Below are 16,007 nucleotides of genomic sequence, written 5' to 3' on the forward strand. Positions count from 1 at the left end.
CGCCCCCCTACCCTTTCGGCCGAGCAGATCGCACACGCCCGCCAGCTCATCAGCGAGGACAAGAAGCCGGCCGAGGTTGCCCGGCTGTTAGGTGTGCATCGCGCTACCCTCTATCGGGCTTTAGAACGCAATGACGTGAATACGCATTGACGTTACTGCGTTTAGTTGCCCTGCCCTAGAAGTAGTGCCTTTCCCGGTTCTTCCCGCAAGGGATTGCAGAATCGGGCGGCTTGCTCTTAGTTGTAAACATGAAGGAACGCGCGGAAGAGATTCGCAGAGGCGTTGCCGCCCACAGGGCGCGGCAGATCGCGGCCGGCCGCGTGGCGTTGAATACCTATGTTCCGGGTGAGCTTGTCGAGGCAATCGACAGGATCAAGGAGCAACGGGGCGCGTCAGCACGCGCGCCGATCATCGAAGAAGCGTTGAGGTTCTATATCGAAGCGAAGCAAGGGACATAACGGCAAAACGCCCGACCGTTGGCGCGGTCGAGCGTTTTTGTAGGCCGTCAGACACACCGTAGAGCCGGGGCCATCAAAGTCTCCCCTTATCTACGCTAGAGCACTCCAATTCGCAAGATTGATTCTTGCGGAAACGGGAGCGCCGTGCCTGCCGTCCACAGTCGTCATGTCCTTCAAATGGAAGGACGAGGGCATATGTTAGGGACGCAATACGCGGCCGCGATCGGCTGCGCGCGCGGGAACGCGCTTGATGAAATCATGCGGGAGGTTTGGAGCCGATACGGCGCGGGCCAGCTCACCGACGACGAGGCCGGCGAGCTTACGACGCTCGCCCATGAGCGCCGGGCCGCCCTGCGGGGATCGGGACAGACCGCGCTAGGGCTGGTCTTCCCGCCCCCTGCCCCGCGCTGCCCGACACCAGTTCGCCGGCATAGCCATATCCGGGGGCGATCGGAGGGCCGGATATGGCGGCCGACGACGCGCAAGGACGTGCAGGCGATCTTGAAGGCGGCCGAAATCTACAACGAGGCCGGCTTGCGCGAGAAGGGCGAGCGCAGCGGCCCGCTAGGATCGGTGGCGCTGGACGTGCTGCGGCTGTTCGTCAATCTCATCGACTTCCGCACCGGCCGGCTAGAGCCGTCAATCACCACGATCATGGATCGGCTAGGCCGGTCGCGCGATACGATCGTGCGGGCGCTGAAGAACCTGCGGGCGCATGGTTTCATCGACTGGCTGCGGCGCTACGAGCCGACCGGCAACGAGGGGCGCGGCCCACAGGTCCAGCAGACGAGCAACGCCTACCGCCTGTCCCTGCCGGAGAAGGCCCGGCAGTTCCTTGGACGGTTCAGCAAGGCCCCGCCCCTGCCCGACGACCACAGCGCCGCACAGGAAGCCCGCGCGGCCGAGGTGGACGCCTACAAGAAGGCCCTGCCCCTCGATGAGCTGGCGCTGTCCGAGGCCGGCGATACCGCGCTAGGCCGGGCGCTGGCGGCCCTTGGGAAAGCTATCCAGAAACGTGAGTCCGATAACCAGACTGAATCCCCATCTGATCTTTATCTAAGAGGGCAAACATAAGCGGTCGCCGCTGTTCGGGCTGCTTTCGCAGCCCTGCGGCGGTTCCGATCCGCTTATAGGGCGGATCGGGAAACGGCACCCTCACCACCTAATCCGCACCGTTCGCGCCTGCGGCCAGCATCCTATGGGCTTTCGAGAGGGAGCGAGGGGCAAGGTCGGCGCTCAATCTTTGCTGTATTGCTGGCAATAAGGTATTTAAGCAAAGCTTCTTGCCGTCAATTCTCATTGCTGCTATGCCAGCAAAATGAAAACAATCGCTATTGTCAGCCAAAAGGGCGGGGCTGGAAAAACCACCCTCGCCCTGCATATCGCCACGGCCGCCGAGGCGGCCGGGCTTTCGGCCGCGATTATCGACCTCGATCCCCAAGCAAGCGCCGCCGGCTGGGGCGATAGCCGACAAGGCGAGGCCCCGGTTGTCGTTGCACTTCCTCACACCCGCTTGCCGCAAGGCTTGCAGGCTGCGACCGATGGCGGGGCCGAGCTAGTCGTGATCGACACCGCGCCGCACTCGGAAGCGGCGGCAATGGCCGCGACACGAGCGGCCGACTTGGTGTTGATCCCCTGCCGCGCCGGCATCCTTGATCTTCGCGCGATCGGAAGCACGGCCGAGCTGGTGAAGCTCGCCCAAAAACCGGCTTTTGTCGTTTTGAACGCCGTGCCGCCGCGCGCCACGCAGCTCTTGGCCGATGCGCGCGCCGCCGTTCAGGTTCACGATTTGGAGGTTGCCCCCGTTGCCTTCCAGCAGCGGGCGGCCTTCGGACATGCGCTCACGGCGGGCAAAACCGCGCCAGAGTATGAGCCGGGCGGCAAAGCCAGCGACGAAGTTTCCGAGTTGCTGGCTTGGCTCAGAAGTCAGTTGCCGATTTGACTGCAAAGCATATTGCTGGCAATGCAGTTAAATGCTATTGCTGGCAAACTGGCAATTTTACGAGATGAGGCCATGTCCAAAAGACCGAGTTTAGCCGAGAGCATGAAAGCCGTGGGCGCGCAGGCATCCCCTGCCGCTATCGTGGAATCCGTCGCCGGCATGGCGACGGCTCCGGGCGAGGGCAAGCGTTACCACGCCGCCACGCGGGCAGGGATGAAGCGATTGACGGTCGTTGTCGAGCCGGAGGACCATCGCCGGGTCAAGAGGCTATCAGCCGACACCGACCGTTCAATTGAAGACCTTATGCGAGAGGCGCTTGCCGACTTGCTGCAAAAGCATAATGCCTGATTGCTGGCAAGGCGGCGGGCGCGTAAGTGACGATAGCCTTGAAGTGTGGCGCTATGTGTTATATATGACGGGGCAACGGTGAGAGTCTTCAAGAGCAACAGGTTTCACAGGTTCGCCCGTAAGGAGAAAATCTCCGATGCGATGCTATGTGAGGCGATCGAGCGCGCCGAGCGTGGATTGATCGACGCCGATCTTGGAGCCGGCCTCATCAAGCAGCGTGTTGCACGGCCGGGCGCTGGAAGATCAGGCGGCTATAGGACGCTGATTTTCTTCCGGGCGGAAACGCGGGCGGTTTTCGCATTTGGGTTCGCGAAAAGCGACTTGGCGAACCTAGAGGACGACGAGGAAGCCGCGTTCAAGAGGGCGGCTAAGTTGGTGCTTGGGTTCTCCGATGCACAGATGGACGCGGAAGTAGCGGCGGGCCGAATGTTAGAGGTGAATTGCGATGGCTAAGGCATACAAGAGTGAGGCAATGGCGGCCGTCCATGAAATGATGGAGGGCTTTTATCAGTCTGGCGCGATCGACAAGCAGACGATGCGCGAGTTTGATGACGCCTGCCTGACAGCAGTTGAGCCGATGCCCCCCGAGGAAATCCGCGCAATCCGGGAGCGCGAACACCTGTCGCAACCAGTCTTTGCCCGGTATCTCAACGTGAGCAAGGGCCTCGTTTCGGATTGGGAGCGGGGTGTGAAGAAGCCGGGAGGCCCGGCGCTGCGGCTTCTGACAGTCATCCAGAAAAAGGGTGTTCAAGCGATTGCTTGATTGCTGGCAAAGAGGCAATTAGGCAATGTATTCGCCTGCAACCCGCCCCCGGCTGTCCCTACGGCCCTAGATGATGAGAGCGGGCCAGCCGGGGGCTAGCGCCGTGCCTGCGGAGGCCAAGCCATGACGACCAAGACGGCCGAAACGATCATCCGGGAGCTGGCGGCCCGACATGGGGTTGCCGTTCAGCGCACGGCGCTGGACGATTGGGCCGATGATGCCACCCGGCTTTCCGGCGACGATGGTGTTGTTGATGAAGTCGGGGAGCTGGTCGTTGCCTTACGGCGAGCGCAGGCCGTTGACGGGATCGAGCTGACCCGGCTCCATTCGCGTTATCTGGACGAACGGGACGCGGCGTAGCCGCCCGGCCCGGAGGCGAACGCGCCCCCATGTCGCGCTGTAGTGAGCCGGAGGGCCGCCAGTGACAAAGCCCCGGTGCGTCAGCGCCGGGACCGCTTTTCCCATCTGGCCGGCTCGGGCAGGGGGGCTTTGAGCATGTCGCGCAGCTCCGCTTTCATTTCCTCGCCCGAAATCCCCGGTCGGGGATCATCGGCCGCCGCCTCGATGCTGCGCTTGAGCAGTTCCCGGCGCAGATCGGCATGGGGTTCCAGCTCCTTATGCTCGCCCAAGATCACGAACACGGCTTCGGACGGATCAAGGAACGTGTCCTGTTCGATCAGATCGAGCAGCCACAGGGCCAGCGACGGCGGCAAATAGGCTTCAAATCGCAATCCACCCTCTGCGACCTGGTTGCGGAGCCACTTGGCTTGCTCGACGGCATGGGCCTTGTCGGCGGGATCGGGCCATTCGGGCGCATCGGTGTCGGTCATGGCTTCATCCTTCATGCTTGGTCGAACAGCCCCCGGAACTCTGCATCGGCGTAATAGGCGAGCTTGCCGGCGACGATCGGGCGTTGCCCGGCGAGGAACAGCAATTCGACATGCTGCGGCAGGTTGCGGACCTCATCGGGGGTCAGCAGCGGGCGGGCCGTGTGCTGCTCGCCGTAGGAAATGCCGGATTTGTCGGAATCGAGCGCCCGGCTCATGGTCTGGAACACCACGGTTTCCTGCCCGAGCAGATCGGAGACAAGGCGGGCGCTATCGTGATCGTTGACGCCGAACACCTGTAGGACGCCGGCGTTTGACAGGAAGGTGCCGGCGCGCTGCCCGTAGGTGGCGCGGAGCTGGTGAACGTCCTGCAGGATGGGCCAGAGCTGGACGCCGTAGCCGGCCATGAGGCCCATAGCGCGCTCGACGGGGGCCAGATGGCCGAGGGCGGCGAACTCATCGAGCAGATAGAGGACCGGCACGGCCGGCTTGGCGGGATCGCGGGCCATGTCGGTGAGGCTTTGCGCGACGAGCAGGCGCAGCCATCGCGAATAGGTGGCGAGGCGATCGGGCGGCAGGACGAGGAACACAGAGACGTTGCGGCGCTTGAGATCAGCAAAGCCGAAATCGGATCGGCCGAGGACCGCGACCATGCGCGGGCTGTCGAGGAAATGGGTATGGCGCTGCGCGGCCGAGAGGACGCCGGCCGCCTCGCGGTCGGATTTGCCGAGGTGGCGGTTTGCGGCGCGGGCGATCAGGCCGGAGGCGGCCATTGACGCCTGCATGTCCTTCAGGAGCGCGGCGAAGGTTTCAGGGGCGAGGGTGAGATATTCGCGCAGGGTGGCGAGGTTTCGCCTGTCGCGCGGCTCGCTGGCGGCAATATGGAGGATCAGGCCGGCAATGAGCGCCTTGGCTTCCTCGTTCCAATGCGCCTCGCCCGCCATGCCCGGTTCATCGAACACGAGGGCGTCGGCCAAGGTGCTTGCATCTTCCGCGACATCGAGGCCGGCCGGGTCGAGCCCTTCCAGCGGATTGAAGGCGGCCGAGGGCTGGCCGGTGACGCCGAAGGGGTCGAGGACATGGACCGGGCCGAACTGCTGGCGGGCGCGGCCGGCGATCTTGGCATTTTCGCCCTTGGGGTCGATGCAGATCACGGAGCGGTCGGCGGTGAGCAGGTTGGGGATGATGGTTCCCACCCCCTTGCCGGTGCGTGTCGGTGCCATCGTCAGCAGATGGGCCGGGCCGTCATAGCGCAGGAGCTTCCCGGTCTTGCCGTCGCGGCCGATCAGCAGGCCGGAATCGGCGCGGGCGAGGGCGGCGGTTTCCTTGTCGGTGGCGAAGCGGGCTGAGCCGTGGGTTTCGCCGTCCATATCCCCGAAATGGATAATCAGCGGATTGGTGAGGAAGCGGAAGGCGAGCGCCAGCAGCACCAGCAGCGTGACGAGATCGAGCAGGAGAACCGGAACCGAGCCGACGCGAAAGCCGATTTGTTCGAGAGCGAAGCGGCCGCCGAAGCCGAGGACGAACAGGACGATAACAAGGAGGAACAGAAGCCCGAGAAGCGGTTTCCAGATGCGGAAAGGTGCGGCGAGCAGAGCGACGAACGCCCATAGCGGATCACGCGCGGCCTGCCGCATCATGTTCTTGAACGCACCCCAAGCAAGTCTCGCCTGACTCATGCGGCCGTCCCCCCGGCGCTACCTGTCGTTTCCCCGGCCGGCGCGTTGCCGATCAGATCGGCAAACAGTTCCTTGTCACCGGGGCGCGTCAGGAAGTCGGGCAGCTCACGCTTGAGCCATTCGCCCAAGCGCCGGGCAAATTCTTCATCCTTGCCGTGTTCGAGGCGATGCAGGACGAGCGCGCCGAGCAGCACCTTGCGGCGCGTGTCGTTGGCGCGTTCCTGCTTGCCGAGCCGTGCCTTGAGGGCGGCGCGCTGCGCATCCAGTTGGGCTAGACGTTCTTCAATGGATTTGCGCGCCATTCCTCAAATCTCCTTTTCCGGTTGTTCGCCTAGACTATCATTCCCGGCCGTCTTTTCCAGTGTTTGCCTGTTGCGCTTGAGTTTTCGGCGGTTTTGCAGCACAATCCGGGCCTCAGTTTCATTGCATCGACCTAGCCGCAGCGCCACACCGAACAGCGAAAGAGCGAAGCAATTGAGTTGAGAAGGGCGCACTTACGAGTTACTGCGTAACTCAGCGCGCTGTCAGCTAGAAAGCTGACGGGAAAGGCGGAAACGGGATCGAGGCAACGGGTTGGCGATCTACCATTTCAGCATGAAGCCAGTTTCGCGGGCGAAGGGCCGTAGCGCCGTCGCCTCTATGGCTTATCGTGCCGGGGAGAAGTTGACCAACGAGCGCGACGGCATCACGCACGACTACACGGCAAAGCAGGGCGTCGAACATGCCGAGATCGTCTTGCCGGAAGGCGTCAACGCCGATTGGGCGCGGGATCGCTCGACGCTCTGGAACGCCGCCGAGTTTGCCGAGAAGCGGAAGGATGCCCGCGTTGCCCGCGAGTTCGAGGTTGCCTTGCCGCATGAGCTTTCGGCCGAGGAACGGCTAGAGGCGGCGCGGGAGATGGCGCAGGAGCTGGCCGACCGCTACGGCGCGGCCGTGGATTTCGCCATTCATGCACCGCACGAGGCGAGCGACGTTCGCAATCACCATGCCCATATCCTTATGACCACGCGGCAGGTGACGGAGAACGGGCTAGGCGACAAGACCTATCTTGAGCGCGAAAACAAATGGCTGCTGGCGCACGACCTGCCGACGACCGATATGCAGCTCCGCGACCTTCGCCAGAGGTGGGAGGGGATCGCCAACGAGCGGCTTGCAATGGCCGGGCTTGATATTCGGATCGACCATCGTTCGCACATGGAGCGCGGGCTTGAGATCGCGCCGACCGAGCATATGGGCGTCCATGCCTCGCAGATGGAACGGCGCGGCCTCGACGTGTCGCGGTCGCGGCTGGACGAGGATGCGGCCCGGCGCAATGCCGAGCTGATCCGGGAGAAGCCCGAGCAGGTTCTAACCCTCATCACCGGGGAAAAGAGCGTGTTCGATCGCCACGACGTTGCGCGGGCGCTGCATCGCTACATCAACGACGACCCGCAGGAGTTCCAGAGCGCCTTTGCGAAGGTGATGGCCTCGCCGGCGCTGGTCGAGTTGCAGCCCGAGCGCGCGGACCCGGCAACGGGCGAGATCGAGCTTGCTCGCTATTCCACCCGCGAAATGGTCGAGATCGAATCCGGCATGATCGAGAGCGCGCAGCGGATGCACGCGGCTCATGGTCATGGCGTCGATCGCCGGCATGTCGAGCGGGCGATAGATGCCCAAGACGCCGCCATTCGGTCGAGCGTTTCCCATGACACGGCCGGGAAGGTTGCGCGGGGCGAGCTGGACGCCGGCGAACGTGAACGCCAGATCGAGACGGCGCGACTTTCGGACGAGCAGCGCCGGGCGATCGAGCATATCACCGGGCCGGAGCGGATCGCGGCCGTTGTCGGTTATGCCGGCGCTGGCAAGTCCACCATGCTCGCGGCCGCGCGCGAGGCGTGGGAGGCCGAAGGCTATCAGGTCCACGGCGCGGCCCTGTCGGGGAAGGCGGCCGAGGGCTTGGAGGAAAGTTCCGGCATCCAGAGCCGCACCCTCGCATCATGGTCCCGCGGTTGGGAGAACGACCGCGGCACGATCGGCCGCGGCGACGTGTTCGTGATCGACGAGGCGGGCATGGTCGGGAGCCGCCAGCTCGCCCGCTTCGTTGGCGAGGCCGAGGCGCGCGGGGCGAAGATCGTCCTTGTAGGCGACCATGAGCAGTTGCAGGCGATCGGGGCCGGCGCACCGTTCCGGGCGATCACGGAGGAAATCGGCCATGCCGAGCTGTCGGAGATTCGCCGGCAGCGCGTGGACTGGCAGCGGGACGCTTCCATTGACTTCGCCACGCACCGGACGGCCGAGGGGCTGGCGGCCTATCGGGATCACGGCAATATCAGCTTTGCCGAGACAGGCGAGGACGCGCGCGGCCAGATCGTGCGGGACTACCTTGCCGATCGCGATGAACGTCCGGACGGCACCCGGGTTGCGATGGCGCATCGCCGGGCCGATGTTCGCGCCATCAATGACGCGATCCGGGCCGAGCTACAGGACCGGGGTGTTTTGGCACGGGGCGAGCTGGCGCGCGTGGCCGACGACAGCCTTGCGCCGGGCGACGTCGCCCATGAGCGGGAAGGGCCGGGCCGGGCGCTGACCTTCCAGACCAATACCGGGCAGAGGGAGTTCGCGCCGGGCGACCGCATCGTGTTCTTGGAGAACAACCGCGACCTTGGCGTGAAAAACGGGATGCTAGGCACGGTCGAGCATGTCGAGGCGGGCCGGATCGTCGCGCAGCTCGACGGCCGGGGCGGCGATAGTGTTTCCGTGCCGATGGGCGACTATCAGGCGATCGACCACGGTTATGCGACGACGATTCACAAAAATCAGGGGGCGACGGTCGATCGCTCCTATGTGATGGCGTCGGGGACGATGGACCGGCATCTAACCTATGTCGCCATGACCCGGCATCGTGACGGGGTGCAGCTCTACGCGGCACAGGACGAGTTCACCAATGCCGGCCGGCTGGTCGAGCATGGGGCCGCGCCCTTCGAGCATGACCCGCAGAAGTCCGACAGCTATTTCGTGACGCTGGAAAACGACAAGGGCGAGCAGCGCACCCTATGGGGCGTCGATCTAGAGCGGGCCATGAAGGAGGCCGCGCCGGAGATCGGGGAGAAGATCGGCCTACAGCATGAGGGTTCCACCCCCGTCACCTTGCCCGATGGGACGCAGACGCACCGCAACACATGGAAGGTTCAGGACGCCGGCGAGCTGGCCTATAGCCAGCTAGAACGCCGCCTGTCCCGGTCGGGCGTGAAGGAAACGACGCTCGACTATACCCGCGACTTTGCCGAGCGGCGCGGGATCGCGGAGCAAATGGGCGTCCGCAGCGAGATCGAGATTCCGGCCGAGCGCGCCGGGCTACGTGCGGAACGGGAGTCGACGGCCGGGGATCACGCCCTTGAGCGGAGATCCTCGCAAAAAGTCGGCGCGGATCTCGCGCAGGATCTTCGTGCAGATCCGCGCGAAGATCTCGCCAGCGATCGACAGCAGCGCCGCAATCCGTTCGAGGGCCTGAAACTCGGGCGCGGCGCGGCGGCCGAGAGCCGCGAGCCAGACCGCGCCGGCGAGGACGGCCCGCAGATCGACCAGAAACGGCCGCAGCAGGCCGAGAAGCAGCGGCGCGGTATGTTCGCCGGCCTCAAGCTCAATGCACGCCCTGCGCCCTCACAGGAGCGCGGCGAGGCATCGCGGATGCAGCGACGGCCGGAAAGGGAAGGGAGCTTGCGGCAGGCGCCGGCGCCCGACCGGCTGGCCGAGCGGGCGCGGGGGCAGTCGCCGCTTGAGCAGGCCGTTGACCGCTATTCGCGGGCCTATCAGTCGATCGACCAGCACCGGCGCGAGGGCCTGCCGGTCCTCGACATGCAGCGGCAGGAAATGGGCGATGCCGGCCAGCAGCTCGACCAGGTGCGCGACGGCATGAAAGATTTGATGCGTTCGACCCTGCAAAACGACCCGGCGACGGCGCGCGCCATGACCGAGCTTTCCGGCCGGGAGCGTGTCGCGCAGGTGATCGACGGGATGAAGCGCGAAAACGCCGCGCTGCAAGACCCGAATGTCAGGGCCGAGCGGTTTGTTGAACGCTGGCAGGAACTACAGGGCCAGCGCCGGGAGCTTCGCGGCTGGCAGCACGACGATGCCCGCGCCAAGGTCGAAAGCCAGATGAACGGCCTGACCAAGAGCCTCGAACGTGACCCGCAGGTAGATTCCATCCTGCGCAATCGCCGGCAGGAGCTTGGAATCGGGCAGGAGCTTCGCCGGGGGCAGAGCATCGCCCATCAGCTACAAGAAGAAATGTCACGCAGCCGGCAGATTAGCCGGGGCATCGGTTTGGGAAGGTAGGCACGGAGAATATGACGGAGCTGGACGACGACAGGGAAGGAATCGCACGGCAAGCACTGGACGAGGACGCCGGCGACCCGGCCGCCGCGTTCGATGCGCTCCGGCGCACGATCGAGACGCAGGGCGCGCAGATCGGCGCGGAAATGACCGTGATGCGGCGTGGGCTGGAAGCGGCTTTCGACCAGCTCGAAAAGATCGAGCCGGCGCAGGACTACAAGCCCCAGCTCGCCCAGCTCGTGCAGGCGCTCGACACTGTTGCGGAGCGGATGCACGGCGTAGAGCAATCGCCTATTCTCCGGCAGGGCGCGACGCACTATGCGGCGCTCCTCGAGCGCAGCGGCGAGGCCCTGATACGCACCGCCGCGCAACAGCTCGAGCGGCAGGCGTCCGACCTCGAGCGCGCCGGCCGCAATCTTTCGGCGCACGTCGCCGGCGCGCGGGAGCGTAGCCGGCAAGATTGGTGGCTTGTCGCCGCTTTCGCGGTCGGCCTGCTCGCCGGCGCGCTGGTGATGTTGTTCCTTCCGCGCCTGTTGCCGTTCTCGGCCGCGCCGCGTGTCGCCAGCGTCGTCATGGGCGAAAGGCCGTGGCAGGCCGGTATGAGCCTCATGGCGTTCGGCAGCCCGGAAGCGTGGCAGCGCGTGGCCTCGGCCGACCAGCTCCTTGAAACGAACAGGGAGGCGGTAGCGGCTTGTTGGGAGGCCGCGCGCACGGCCGGCGAGGATCAGCGATGCACGATCACGGTGAAAGCGCCGGCGCAGTAGTGTGGAAGGAGTTTCTATGGCTAACGCTCAACATATGTTCGTCGTGACTGGCGGCCCCGGTTCCGGCAAAAGCAGCCTGATTGACGCCATGACCCGGCGCGGCTTCCGCACGATGCCCGAGGCCGGCCGGGCGATCATACAAGATCAAGTCAGGATCGGCGGGCCAGCCTTGCCTTGGGCGGATCGGGTCATCTTTGCCGAACTCATGTTGGGTTGGGAGCTGCGTTCCTATCACGAGGCTCTTGCGAGTGACGCGCCTGTCCTGATGGATCGCGGGATTCCTGATGTTGTCGGCTATCTTACGCTCTGCGGCCTGCCTGTCCCGGCTCATATTGAGGCGGCGGCGAAAATTCATCCCTACAACGAGCGGGTTTTCCTCGCCCCGTATTGGGGTGCCATTTTCGCGCAGGACGCCGAGCGCAAGCAGGACCGGCAGGAGGCCGAGGCGACCGGCCGAGTCATGGCCGAAACTTACACCCGGCTTGGCTATCAGATTGTAGAGCTGCCGCTGGTAGGGATCGAGCAGCGCGCCGACTTCATCGCGGAACGTCTGCAAGCCGGGTGAAGCAGGCTAAAACTGTCGCATGTTTTGGGAGTTTCGCGACAAAGTCTATGAGTTCTTACTATCTCGCGTCATGCTTTCGGCCATCGTCACCAGCTCACGACAGACACGCTCCTTGAGCTTGGCCGGCAATGGCCGGTTGGACATTGCCTCGTGGACCCACAGGCCATCAGCAGCAAGACGGGCGACGAAGCGCGCGAGGGCTGCCGGATCGTCGTCGTCAGGAACCGGCGGCGACCAGCGGTCAAGAACGCCCTGCCATAAGGAATCAAGGTCCGGCTCGCCGGCGCTTTCCAGCATCATCAGAAGTTCGACGCGGCGGGCCATCTGCGCGCAGCTCTGGATATAGGCCGCATCGCGTTCGGCCGGCTCCACCGTGTCGGCTTTGCCGCCCGCGATCTTCTCCATGCCCGCCTCCCATTGGTCGGCAAGATGTTGGTGGGCCGCGAGGATAAGCGCCTCCCGCGACGGGAAGTGGTAGAGCAAGCCGCCGCGCGTCAGCCCGGTTTCGGCCGCAACGGCGTCGAAGGTGACAGCGGTAATGCCGTCACGCTCGACAATGGCGATGATCGCGTCGAGGATTTTCCTGCGATTGCTGGTCCGCATGATGCCCTCCGCGAACTAGTGGGATGATGGATAGAGCGAGGATTGCGACCCCGGCCCGTAACGGCGCAGAAGAACCCCGGTCACGATCGCGCCGGCCGCCAATAGCGCAGCCCCGACATACATCACCACCAGATAGGCATTGTCGAAGGCAGCGGATGCAGCCGCGACGAGCGCCGGCCCGTTTGCCGTGTCTCCGGCCGCCAGCGTGAGAGCGGTGGCGATGTTGTCGCGCGCTTCCACGGGAGCGCCTTCGGGCAGGGCGATCCCGAGTGTATAGAGCGCCGAAAGCAGACTACCGAGAATGGCGACGGCGAGCAGGCCGCCGAACTCGTAGGACACTTCCTCGACCGAGGCGGCCATGCCGGCGCGATGCACGGGCGCGTTGCCGATGATGGCCGTGGACGCGACCGACGCAGCGGCTCCAAGCCCCGCGCCGGTCAGGAACATACCTGCAAGCACCCATCCCGTTCCCTGCGACAGTCCCCACGCCGTCAGCAGCACGGCGAGCGACCCCGCCCCAAGCCCTCCCGCGATCAGGTAGAGCAGGCCAATGCGGTGCAGCAGCGCGCCGCCGAGCAGCGCGGTCGGCAACGAGCCGATGGCGGCGGCGGAAACCAGCAAGCCGGCCTCCAGCGGGGAATAGCCGGCGACGAGTTGGAACCGCTGCGTCGTCACGAGCTGGATACCGCCCAAGGCGAACATCATCATGGCGGCGGCCAGCACGCCAGACGAAAAGGCCGGGTTGCGGAAAATCGAGAAGTCGAGCAGCGGAAACGGCAAGCGCGCTTGTCGCCGGACGAACAGGAAGCCCGCCGCTGCGGTGACGAGCAAGGCCGCGCTCAATACGGCCGAAGACGGATTGGCGCTGGCCGCGTCCTTGATTGCGATCACGAGCGCGGACAGCGCGGCCAATGCCAGAACTGATGACAGCAAGTCCCACGGCCGCGAGCCGTCGCCGGCGACCTTCGGCGCGACCAGCAGCGTCCCGATGAAAGCCGCGATCACCACCGGAACATTGATAAGGAAGACTGACCCCCACCAGAAATGTTCGAGCAGCAATCCCCCGATGATCGGGCCTATGGCGGCCCCCACGATCGAGATGGAACCCCATATGGCGATAGCGATGTTGCGCTCGCGCTCGACGGTGAAGGTGATGCGGATCAGGGCCAATGTGGCGGGCATCATGGCAGATGCCCCGATGGCGAGGAAGGCGCGGGCGGCGATCAGCACTTCCGGCGTGGGGGAGAACGCAGCCACGATGGACGCGATGCCGAACAGGACAAGGCCGGCGAGGAACATTGTGCGATGGCCGATGCGGTCGCCAAGCGTTCCGGCACCGAGCAGCAGGCCGGCCATGACCAGCGGATAGGCGTTGATGATCCATAGCCCCTGCGTGGTCGTCGCCCCGAGTTCGCGGGTGAGCGTCGGAAGGGCGGTATAGAGGACGGAGTTGTCGAGGGTGATGAGCAGCAGGCCGGCAGCCACCGTCACCAGCAAGAGCCATCGGTTTGAATGTGAGGCCGTCATTGGGAATCCATCCGGTTTGAGCAGCCGTCGCTATACATTCTAGATTGTAAAATTTCAACTCAAAAAGCTCGGTCAGTTGTCGCGGAAATCCTGATTTTTGCGACAAAATCGCCGGCGCTGATTTTTCAGGAGAAATTCTGTCGCGAAAATCAGGTGCGAAAGTGATAGATTCGCGACTGATTTTTGCGACACGTCGCGGCCCGGATTCCGGGCCGCTGCGGACGTGATGCAGGTTTCAGGATTTGCGCGACAGACAGCCTCGCTTTTCGGCGGCTAGAGCATATGCCTCCGACTGTGCAAGGTGTCAGTCCGCACTCCCCCCGCTTGCTGCGATGAGTCGACGTGCAACCAGATCGTGGTTCAGCCACAGGACAGGTCCGGAGGGTTCGCTGGCCTCGCCAAAGATCAACTGGCCGACCGCCTTGACCACATGATGGCTCAAGACGTCGCTCACGAGAATTCTTTTATCTTTGTGCAGTTGCACGATCTCTTGTGATGTGCCGATGGTCTGCTCCGCCTGAGTGGCGCTATTCGGCAGCGGCCAAAGGTCGAAGTCATAATAGGGCTGCATCGCCTCGTTGTTCTGATAGTCCAAAACCATCTGTAGCAGGGCTTCGAGCGTCACGCCGTCTTTCAGCAGGTCTTGGCATCCTTGCCAAAGCACCTCGACCCAGCCTCCACCGCCTTCTTTCTTCAGCGCGCCCAGCAACGGTAGGAGCGACAGTTCGAGCCCGGCGAATACATCGGAGGAATTGGTGCGGATTTCGGGGCAATTGAACACTGTGGCTTTTATGCCTTTGCGCCACGCAGCTTCGGCAACACCTTCAAGACGCATCTTCGCATAGCCTTGAGTGTAGTTGGTATAAGTCTGCCAGCGATAGCTGCCGCCAATCAGAACTTCGGTGCCGTGATAGCCATAGGCGGTGTAACGAACCTGTCCGCCGGCCGCCCAGATCCGGGTACGGATGGCAGAGCTGGCCTCAAGCAGGTAGCCAAAGGTATTAGCCGAAACCTCGTCAAAGTTTTGCAAAACGAGCTTCCCGAGATCGCTTTCGATCAGCGACTGCGACGACATATGTCGCGCGCCACGACCCTTGTAGATGCGGTTTACGATAGCGAGAACGACCTTGGCCTTCGGGATACCACCTGCCATTGTGTGTGCGAAGAAGACGTTCCTGCCGTCGGGGATCAGGTCATCGAGTTCCGCCATAACTGCGTCGAGCGCGGTCTTGAACCGTGTCAATCCAACCTCGTGGCAGCGCGCAATATAGTCCCAATCGAGGGTATCGGTCTGCCAGGTGTCGAGAGTCATCTTCCCGAGAAGATCAGTTGGGGTAGGACCGCCTTCGGGAGCATCGAGATCAAAGCCTGCCATCAGCGGAGTGTTGATAATCTTGCCGCCGAGATTGGCTTCAGCCGCAGCCAGTTCGTCATCAGCCAAGGCGCGCAATGCGTTATTCTCCTCGCGACGGCCGACTGTGACTCCCAGGATGGTCATGCCCGCAGCCTTGGCCTCGTCAAGCAGACCGGCTGCATAGCCACGGCCAAACAGCTCGCCAAAAAGCACGAAGAAATCTCCCTTACGGAAGAGAGTATTGGGGTTCATGGTTTTTTGCGGTGTGAGATTCGTCATATCAGCCTTTGCAATTTGGGGATGCTTTCGGAGCGAAACGTCAAGCATCCGAGATGGCCCATTGTCGCAGAAGTCCCGAAACCCGCGACAGTCGCAGAATAGGGATTTTCGCGACGAGATGCACCCGCTAGATTCGGGCGGTGAGCATAGCAGCGAAAGCCCCCTGCCCCATGATGATCGGATATGCGCGCGTCTCGACCGACGGCCAGACCCTTGACCAGCAGCGCGCGGAGCTGAAAGCGGCAGGCTGCAAGCGCATCTTTGAGGAAAAGGCATCCGGCGCGCATCGCGGCCGCCCCGAGCTGGCGAAGATGCTGGACCATTTGCAGCCCGGCAACGTGGTGACGGTGACGCGGCTCGATCGCCTCGCCCGATCGACGCGCGATCTTCTCGACATAGCCGAGCGGATCGGCCACGCCGAGGCCGGCTTGCGATCGCTGGCCGAGCCGTGGGCCGACACGACGACGCCGGCGGGGCGCATGGTGCTGACCTTCTTCGCCGGCGTTGCCGAGTTCGAGCGCAGCTTGATCCACGAGCGCACGAGCGCCGGCCGGGCCGCTGCGAAGGCGAAGGGTGTTCGCTTCGGC

General features: G+C 63.9%; 18 protein-coding genes. 12 read left to right on the forward strand and 6 right to left on the reverse strand.

The genetic code is table 11. The features are described from left to right. From V5F66_RS21980 to V5F66_RS22015, 8 genes are all read left to right on the forward strand, one after another. Positions 1–150: helix-turn-helix domain-containing protein (locus V5F66_RS21980; RefSeq protein WP_394094727.1), on the forward strand; the 150-nt coding region annotated here is incomplete at its 5' end. Between the two features lie 98 nt (positions 151–248). Beyond that, positions 249–458: a ribbon-helix-helix protein, CopG family gene (locus V5F66_RS21985; protein ID WP_017502925.1), complete on the forward strand. Its 210-nt coding sequence runs from the start codon at positions 249–251 to the stop codon at positions 456–458. Between the two features lie 195 nt (positions 459–653). Next, positions 654–1,532, forward strand: a complete 879-nt coding sequence (locus V5F66_RS21990) for a helix-turn-helix domain-containing protein (RefSeq protein ID WP_017502926.1) — start codon at positions 654–656, stop codon at positions 1,530–1,532. A gap of 244 nt (positions 1,533–1,776) precedes the next feature. Further along, positions 1,777–2,400 carry a nucleotide-binding protein gene (locus tag V5F66_RS21995; RefSeq protein WP_017502927.1) on the forward strand — a complete coding sequence of 208 codons (624 nt, stop codon included), beginning with the start codon at positions 1,777–1,779 and terminating at the stop codon, positions 2,398–2,400. A 72-nt stretch (positions 2,401–2,472) separates the two neighbouring features. Next, positions 2,473–2,748, forward strand: a complete 276-nt coding sequence (locus V5F66_RS22000) for a ribbon-helix-helix domain-containing protein (RefSeq protein ID WP_158877732.1) — start codon at positions 2,473–2,475, stop codon at positions 2,746–2,748. A 78-nt stretch (positions 2,749–2,826) separates the two neighbouring features. After that, on the forward strand, positions 2,827–3,201 hold the full coding sequence (locus V5F66_RS22005; protein ID WP_017502929.1) for a type II toxin-antitoxin system RelE/ParE family toxin: 375 nt from the start codon (positions 2,827–2,829) through the stop codon (positions 3,199–3,201). Further along, positions 3,194–3,511 (forward strand): helix-turn-helix domain-containing protein, encoded by a 318-nt coding sequence (locus tag V5F66_RS22010; protein ID WP_017502930.1) that lies wholly within the window; start codon positions 3,194–3,196, stop codon positions 3,509–3,511. The genes V5F66_RS22005 and V5F66_RS22010 overlap by 8 nt, the downstream gene beginning before the upstream one ends. A 123-nt stretch (positions 3,512–3,634) precedes the next feature. Next, a complete protein-coding gene (locus V5F66_RS22015) occupies positions 3,635–3,871 on the forward strand; it encodes a hypothetical protein (RefSeq protein ID WP_017502931.1) in 237 nt (78 codons plus the stop codon). 80 nt (positions 3,872–3,951) lie between these two features. Here the strand turns inward: V5F66_RS22015 and V5F66_RS22020 are convergent, their stop codons facing one another. From V5F66_RS22020 to V5F66_RS22030, 3 genes are read right to left on the reverse strand one after another with little or no spacing between them, the layout of a single operon-like run. Next, complete coding sequence (locus V5F66_RS22020) at positions 3,952–4,341, reverse strand: hypothetical protein (RefSeq protein WP_038293042.1); 390 nt, start codon at positions 4,339–4,341, stop codon at positions 3,952–3,954. An 11-nt stretch (positions 4,342–4,352) separates the two neighbouring features. Then, the gene (locus tag V5F66_RS22025) at positions 4,353–6,017 is read right to left on the reverse strand and encodes a type IV secretory system conjugative DNA transfer family protein (RefSeq protein ID WP_026109553.1); all 1,665 of its coding nucleotides are present in this window, start codon (positions 6,015–6,017) and stop codon (positions 4,353–4,355) included. Further along, positions 6,014–6,319: a hypothetical protein gene (locus tag V5F66_RS22030; protein ID WP_017502934.1), complete on the reverse strand. Its 306-nt coding sequence runs from the start codon at positions 6,317–6,319 to the stop codon at positions 6,014–6,016. The genes V5F66_RS22025 and V5F66_RS22030 overlap by 4 nt, the downstream gene beginning before the upstream one ends. 271 nt (positions 6,320–6,590) lie before the next feature. Here V5F66_RS22030 and traA point away from each other — a divergent pair, with 271 nt between their 5' ends. Genes traA through V5F66_RS22045 form a run of 3 tightly spaced genes read left to right on the forward strand, consistent with a single transcriptional unit; the run spans position 6,591 to position 11,657 of the window. Next, complete coding sequence (gene traA / locus V5F66_RS22035; RefSeq protein ID WP_026109554.1) at positions 6,591–10,331, forward strand: Ti-type conjugative transfer relaxase TraA; 3,741 nt, start codon at positions 6,591–6,593, stop codon at positions 10,329–10,331. Positions 10,332–10,342: 11 nt separating this feature from the next. After that, positions 10,343–11,092 (forward strand): DUF6118 family protein, encoded by a 750-nt coding sequence (locus V5F66_RS22040; protein WP_017502936.1) that lies wholly within the window; start codon positions 10,343–10,345, stop codon positions 11,090–11,092. Between the two features lie 16 nt (positions 11,093–11,108). After that, positions 11,109–11,657, forward strand: a complete 549-nt coding sequence (locus tag V5F66_RS22045; RefSeq protein WP_394094725.1) for an AAA family ATPase — start codon at positions 11,109–11,111, stop codon at positions 11,655–11,657. A gap of 45 nt (positions 11,658–11,702) precedes the next feature. Here the strand turns inward: V5F66_RS22045 and V5F66_RS22050 are convergent, their stop codons facing one another. The 3 genes from V5F66_RS22050 to V5F66_RS22060 form a co-directional block, all read right to left on the reverse strand. Continuing rightward, complete coding sequence (locus V5F66_RS22050) at positions 11,703–12,260, reverse strand: TetR/AcrR family transcriptional regulator (protein ID WP_017502940.1); 558 nt, start codon at positions 12,258–12,260, stop codon at positions 11,703–11,705. Positions 12,261–12,275: 15 nt separating this feature from the next. Then, positions 12,276–13,751, reverse strand: coding sequence for an MFS transporter (locus V5F66_RS22055; RefSeq protein ID WP_234832090.1), 1,476 nt, complete (start codon positions 13,749–13,751; stop codon positions 12,276–12,278). A 340-nt stretch (positions 13,752–14,091) separates the two neighbouring features. After that, positions 14,092–15,420: an enoyl ACP reductase FabMG family protein gene (locus V5F66_RS22060; protein ID WP_026109555.1), complete on the reverse strand. Its 1,329-nt coding sequence runs from the start codon at positions 15,418–15,420 to the stop codon at positions 14,092–14,094. A gap of 170 nt (positions 15,421–15,590) precedes the next feature. Between V5F66_RS22060 and V5F66_RS22065 the strand changes: the two genes are divergently transcribed. Beyond that, positions 15,591–16,007 (forward strand): recombinase family protein (locus V5F66_RS22065; RefSeq protein WP_394094726.1); only part of this gene is annotated, 417 nt, incomplete at its 3' end.

This window comes from Xanthobacter versatilis, assembly GCF_043193975.1.
Lineage (GTDB): Bacteria > Pseudomonadota > Alphaproteobacteria > Rhizobiales > Xanthobacteraceae > Xanthobacter > Xanthobacter autotrophicus_E.

What these genes read in the sequence shown, in the direction of transcription:
- V5F66_RS21985 (WP_017502925.1), top strand. Translation starts at nt 249, where the DNA reads ATGAAGGAACGCGCGGAAGAGATTCGCAGAGGCGTTGCCGCCCACAGG.
- V5F66_RS21990 (WP_017502926.1), top strand. Translation starts at nt 654, where the DNA reads ATGTTAGGGACGCAATACGCGGCCGCGATCGGCTGCGCGCGCGGGAAC.
- V5F66_RS21995 (WP_017502927.1), top strand. Translation starts at nt 1,777, where the DNA reads ATGAAAACAATCGCTATTGTCAGCCAAAAGGGCGGGGCTGGAAAAACC.
- V5F66_RS22000 (WP_158877732.1), top strand. Translation starts at nt 2,473, where the DNA reads ATGTCCAAAAGACCGAGTTTAGCCGAGAGCATGAAAGCCGTGGGCGCG.
- V5F66_RS22010 (WP_017502930.1), top strand. Translation starts at nt 3,194, where the DNA reads ATGGCTAAGGCATACAAGAGTGAGGCAATGGCGGCCGTCCATGAAATG.
- V5F66_RS22015 (WP_017502931.1), top strand. Translation starts at nt 3,635, where the DNA reads ATGACGACCAAGACGGCCGAAACGATCATCCGGGAGCTGGCGGCCCGA.
- V5F66_RS22020 (WP_038293042.1), bottom strand. Translation starts at nt 4,341, where the DNA reads ATGACCGACACCGATGCGCCCGAATGGCCCGATCCCGCCGACAAGGCC.
- V5F66_RS22025 (WP_026109553.1), bottom strand. Translation starts at nt 6,017, where the DNA reads ATGAGTCAGGCGAGACTTGCTTGGGGTGCGTTCAAGAACATGATGCGG.
- V5F66_RS22030 (WP_017502934.1), bottom strand. Translation starts at nt 6,319, where the DNA reads ATGGCGCGCAAATCCATTGAAGAACGTCTAGCCCAACTGGATGCGCAG.
- V5F66_RS22040 (WP_017502936.1), top strand. Translation starts at nt 10,343, where the DNA reads ATGACGGAGCTGGACGACGACAGGGAAGGAATCGCACGGCAAGCACTG.
- V5F66_RS22045 (WP_394094725.1), top strand. Translation starts at nt 11,109, where the DNA reads ATGGCTAACGCTCAACATATGTTCGTCGTGACTGGCGGCCCCGGTTCC.
- V5F66_RS22050 (WP_017502940.1), bottom strand. Translation starts at nt 12,260, where the DNA reads ATGCGGACCAGCAATCGCAGGAAAATCCTCGACGCGATCATCGCCATT.
- V5F66_RS22060 (WP_026109555.1), bottom strand. Translation starts at nt 15,420, where the DNA reads ATGACGAATCTCACACCGCAAAAAACCATGAACCCCAATACTCTCTTC.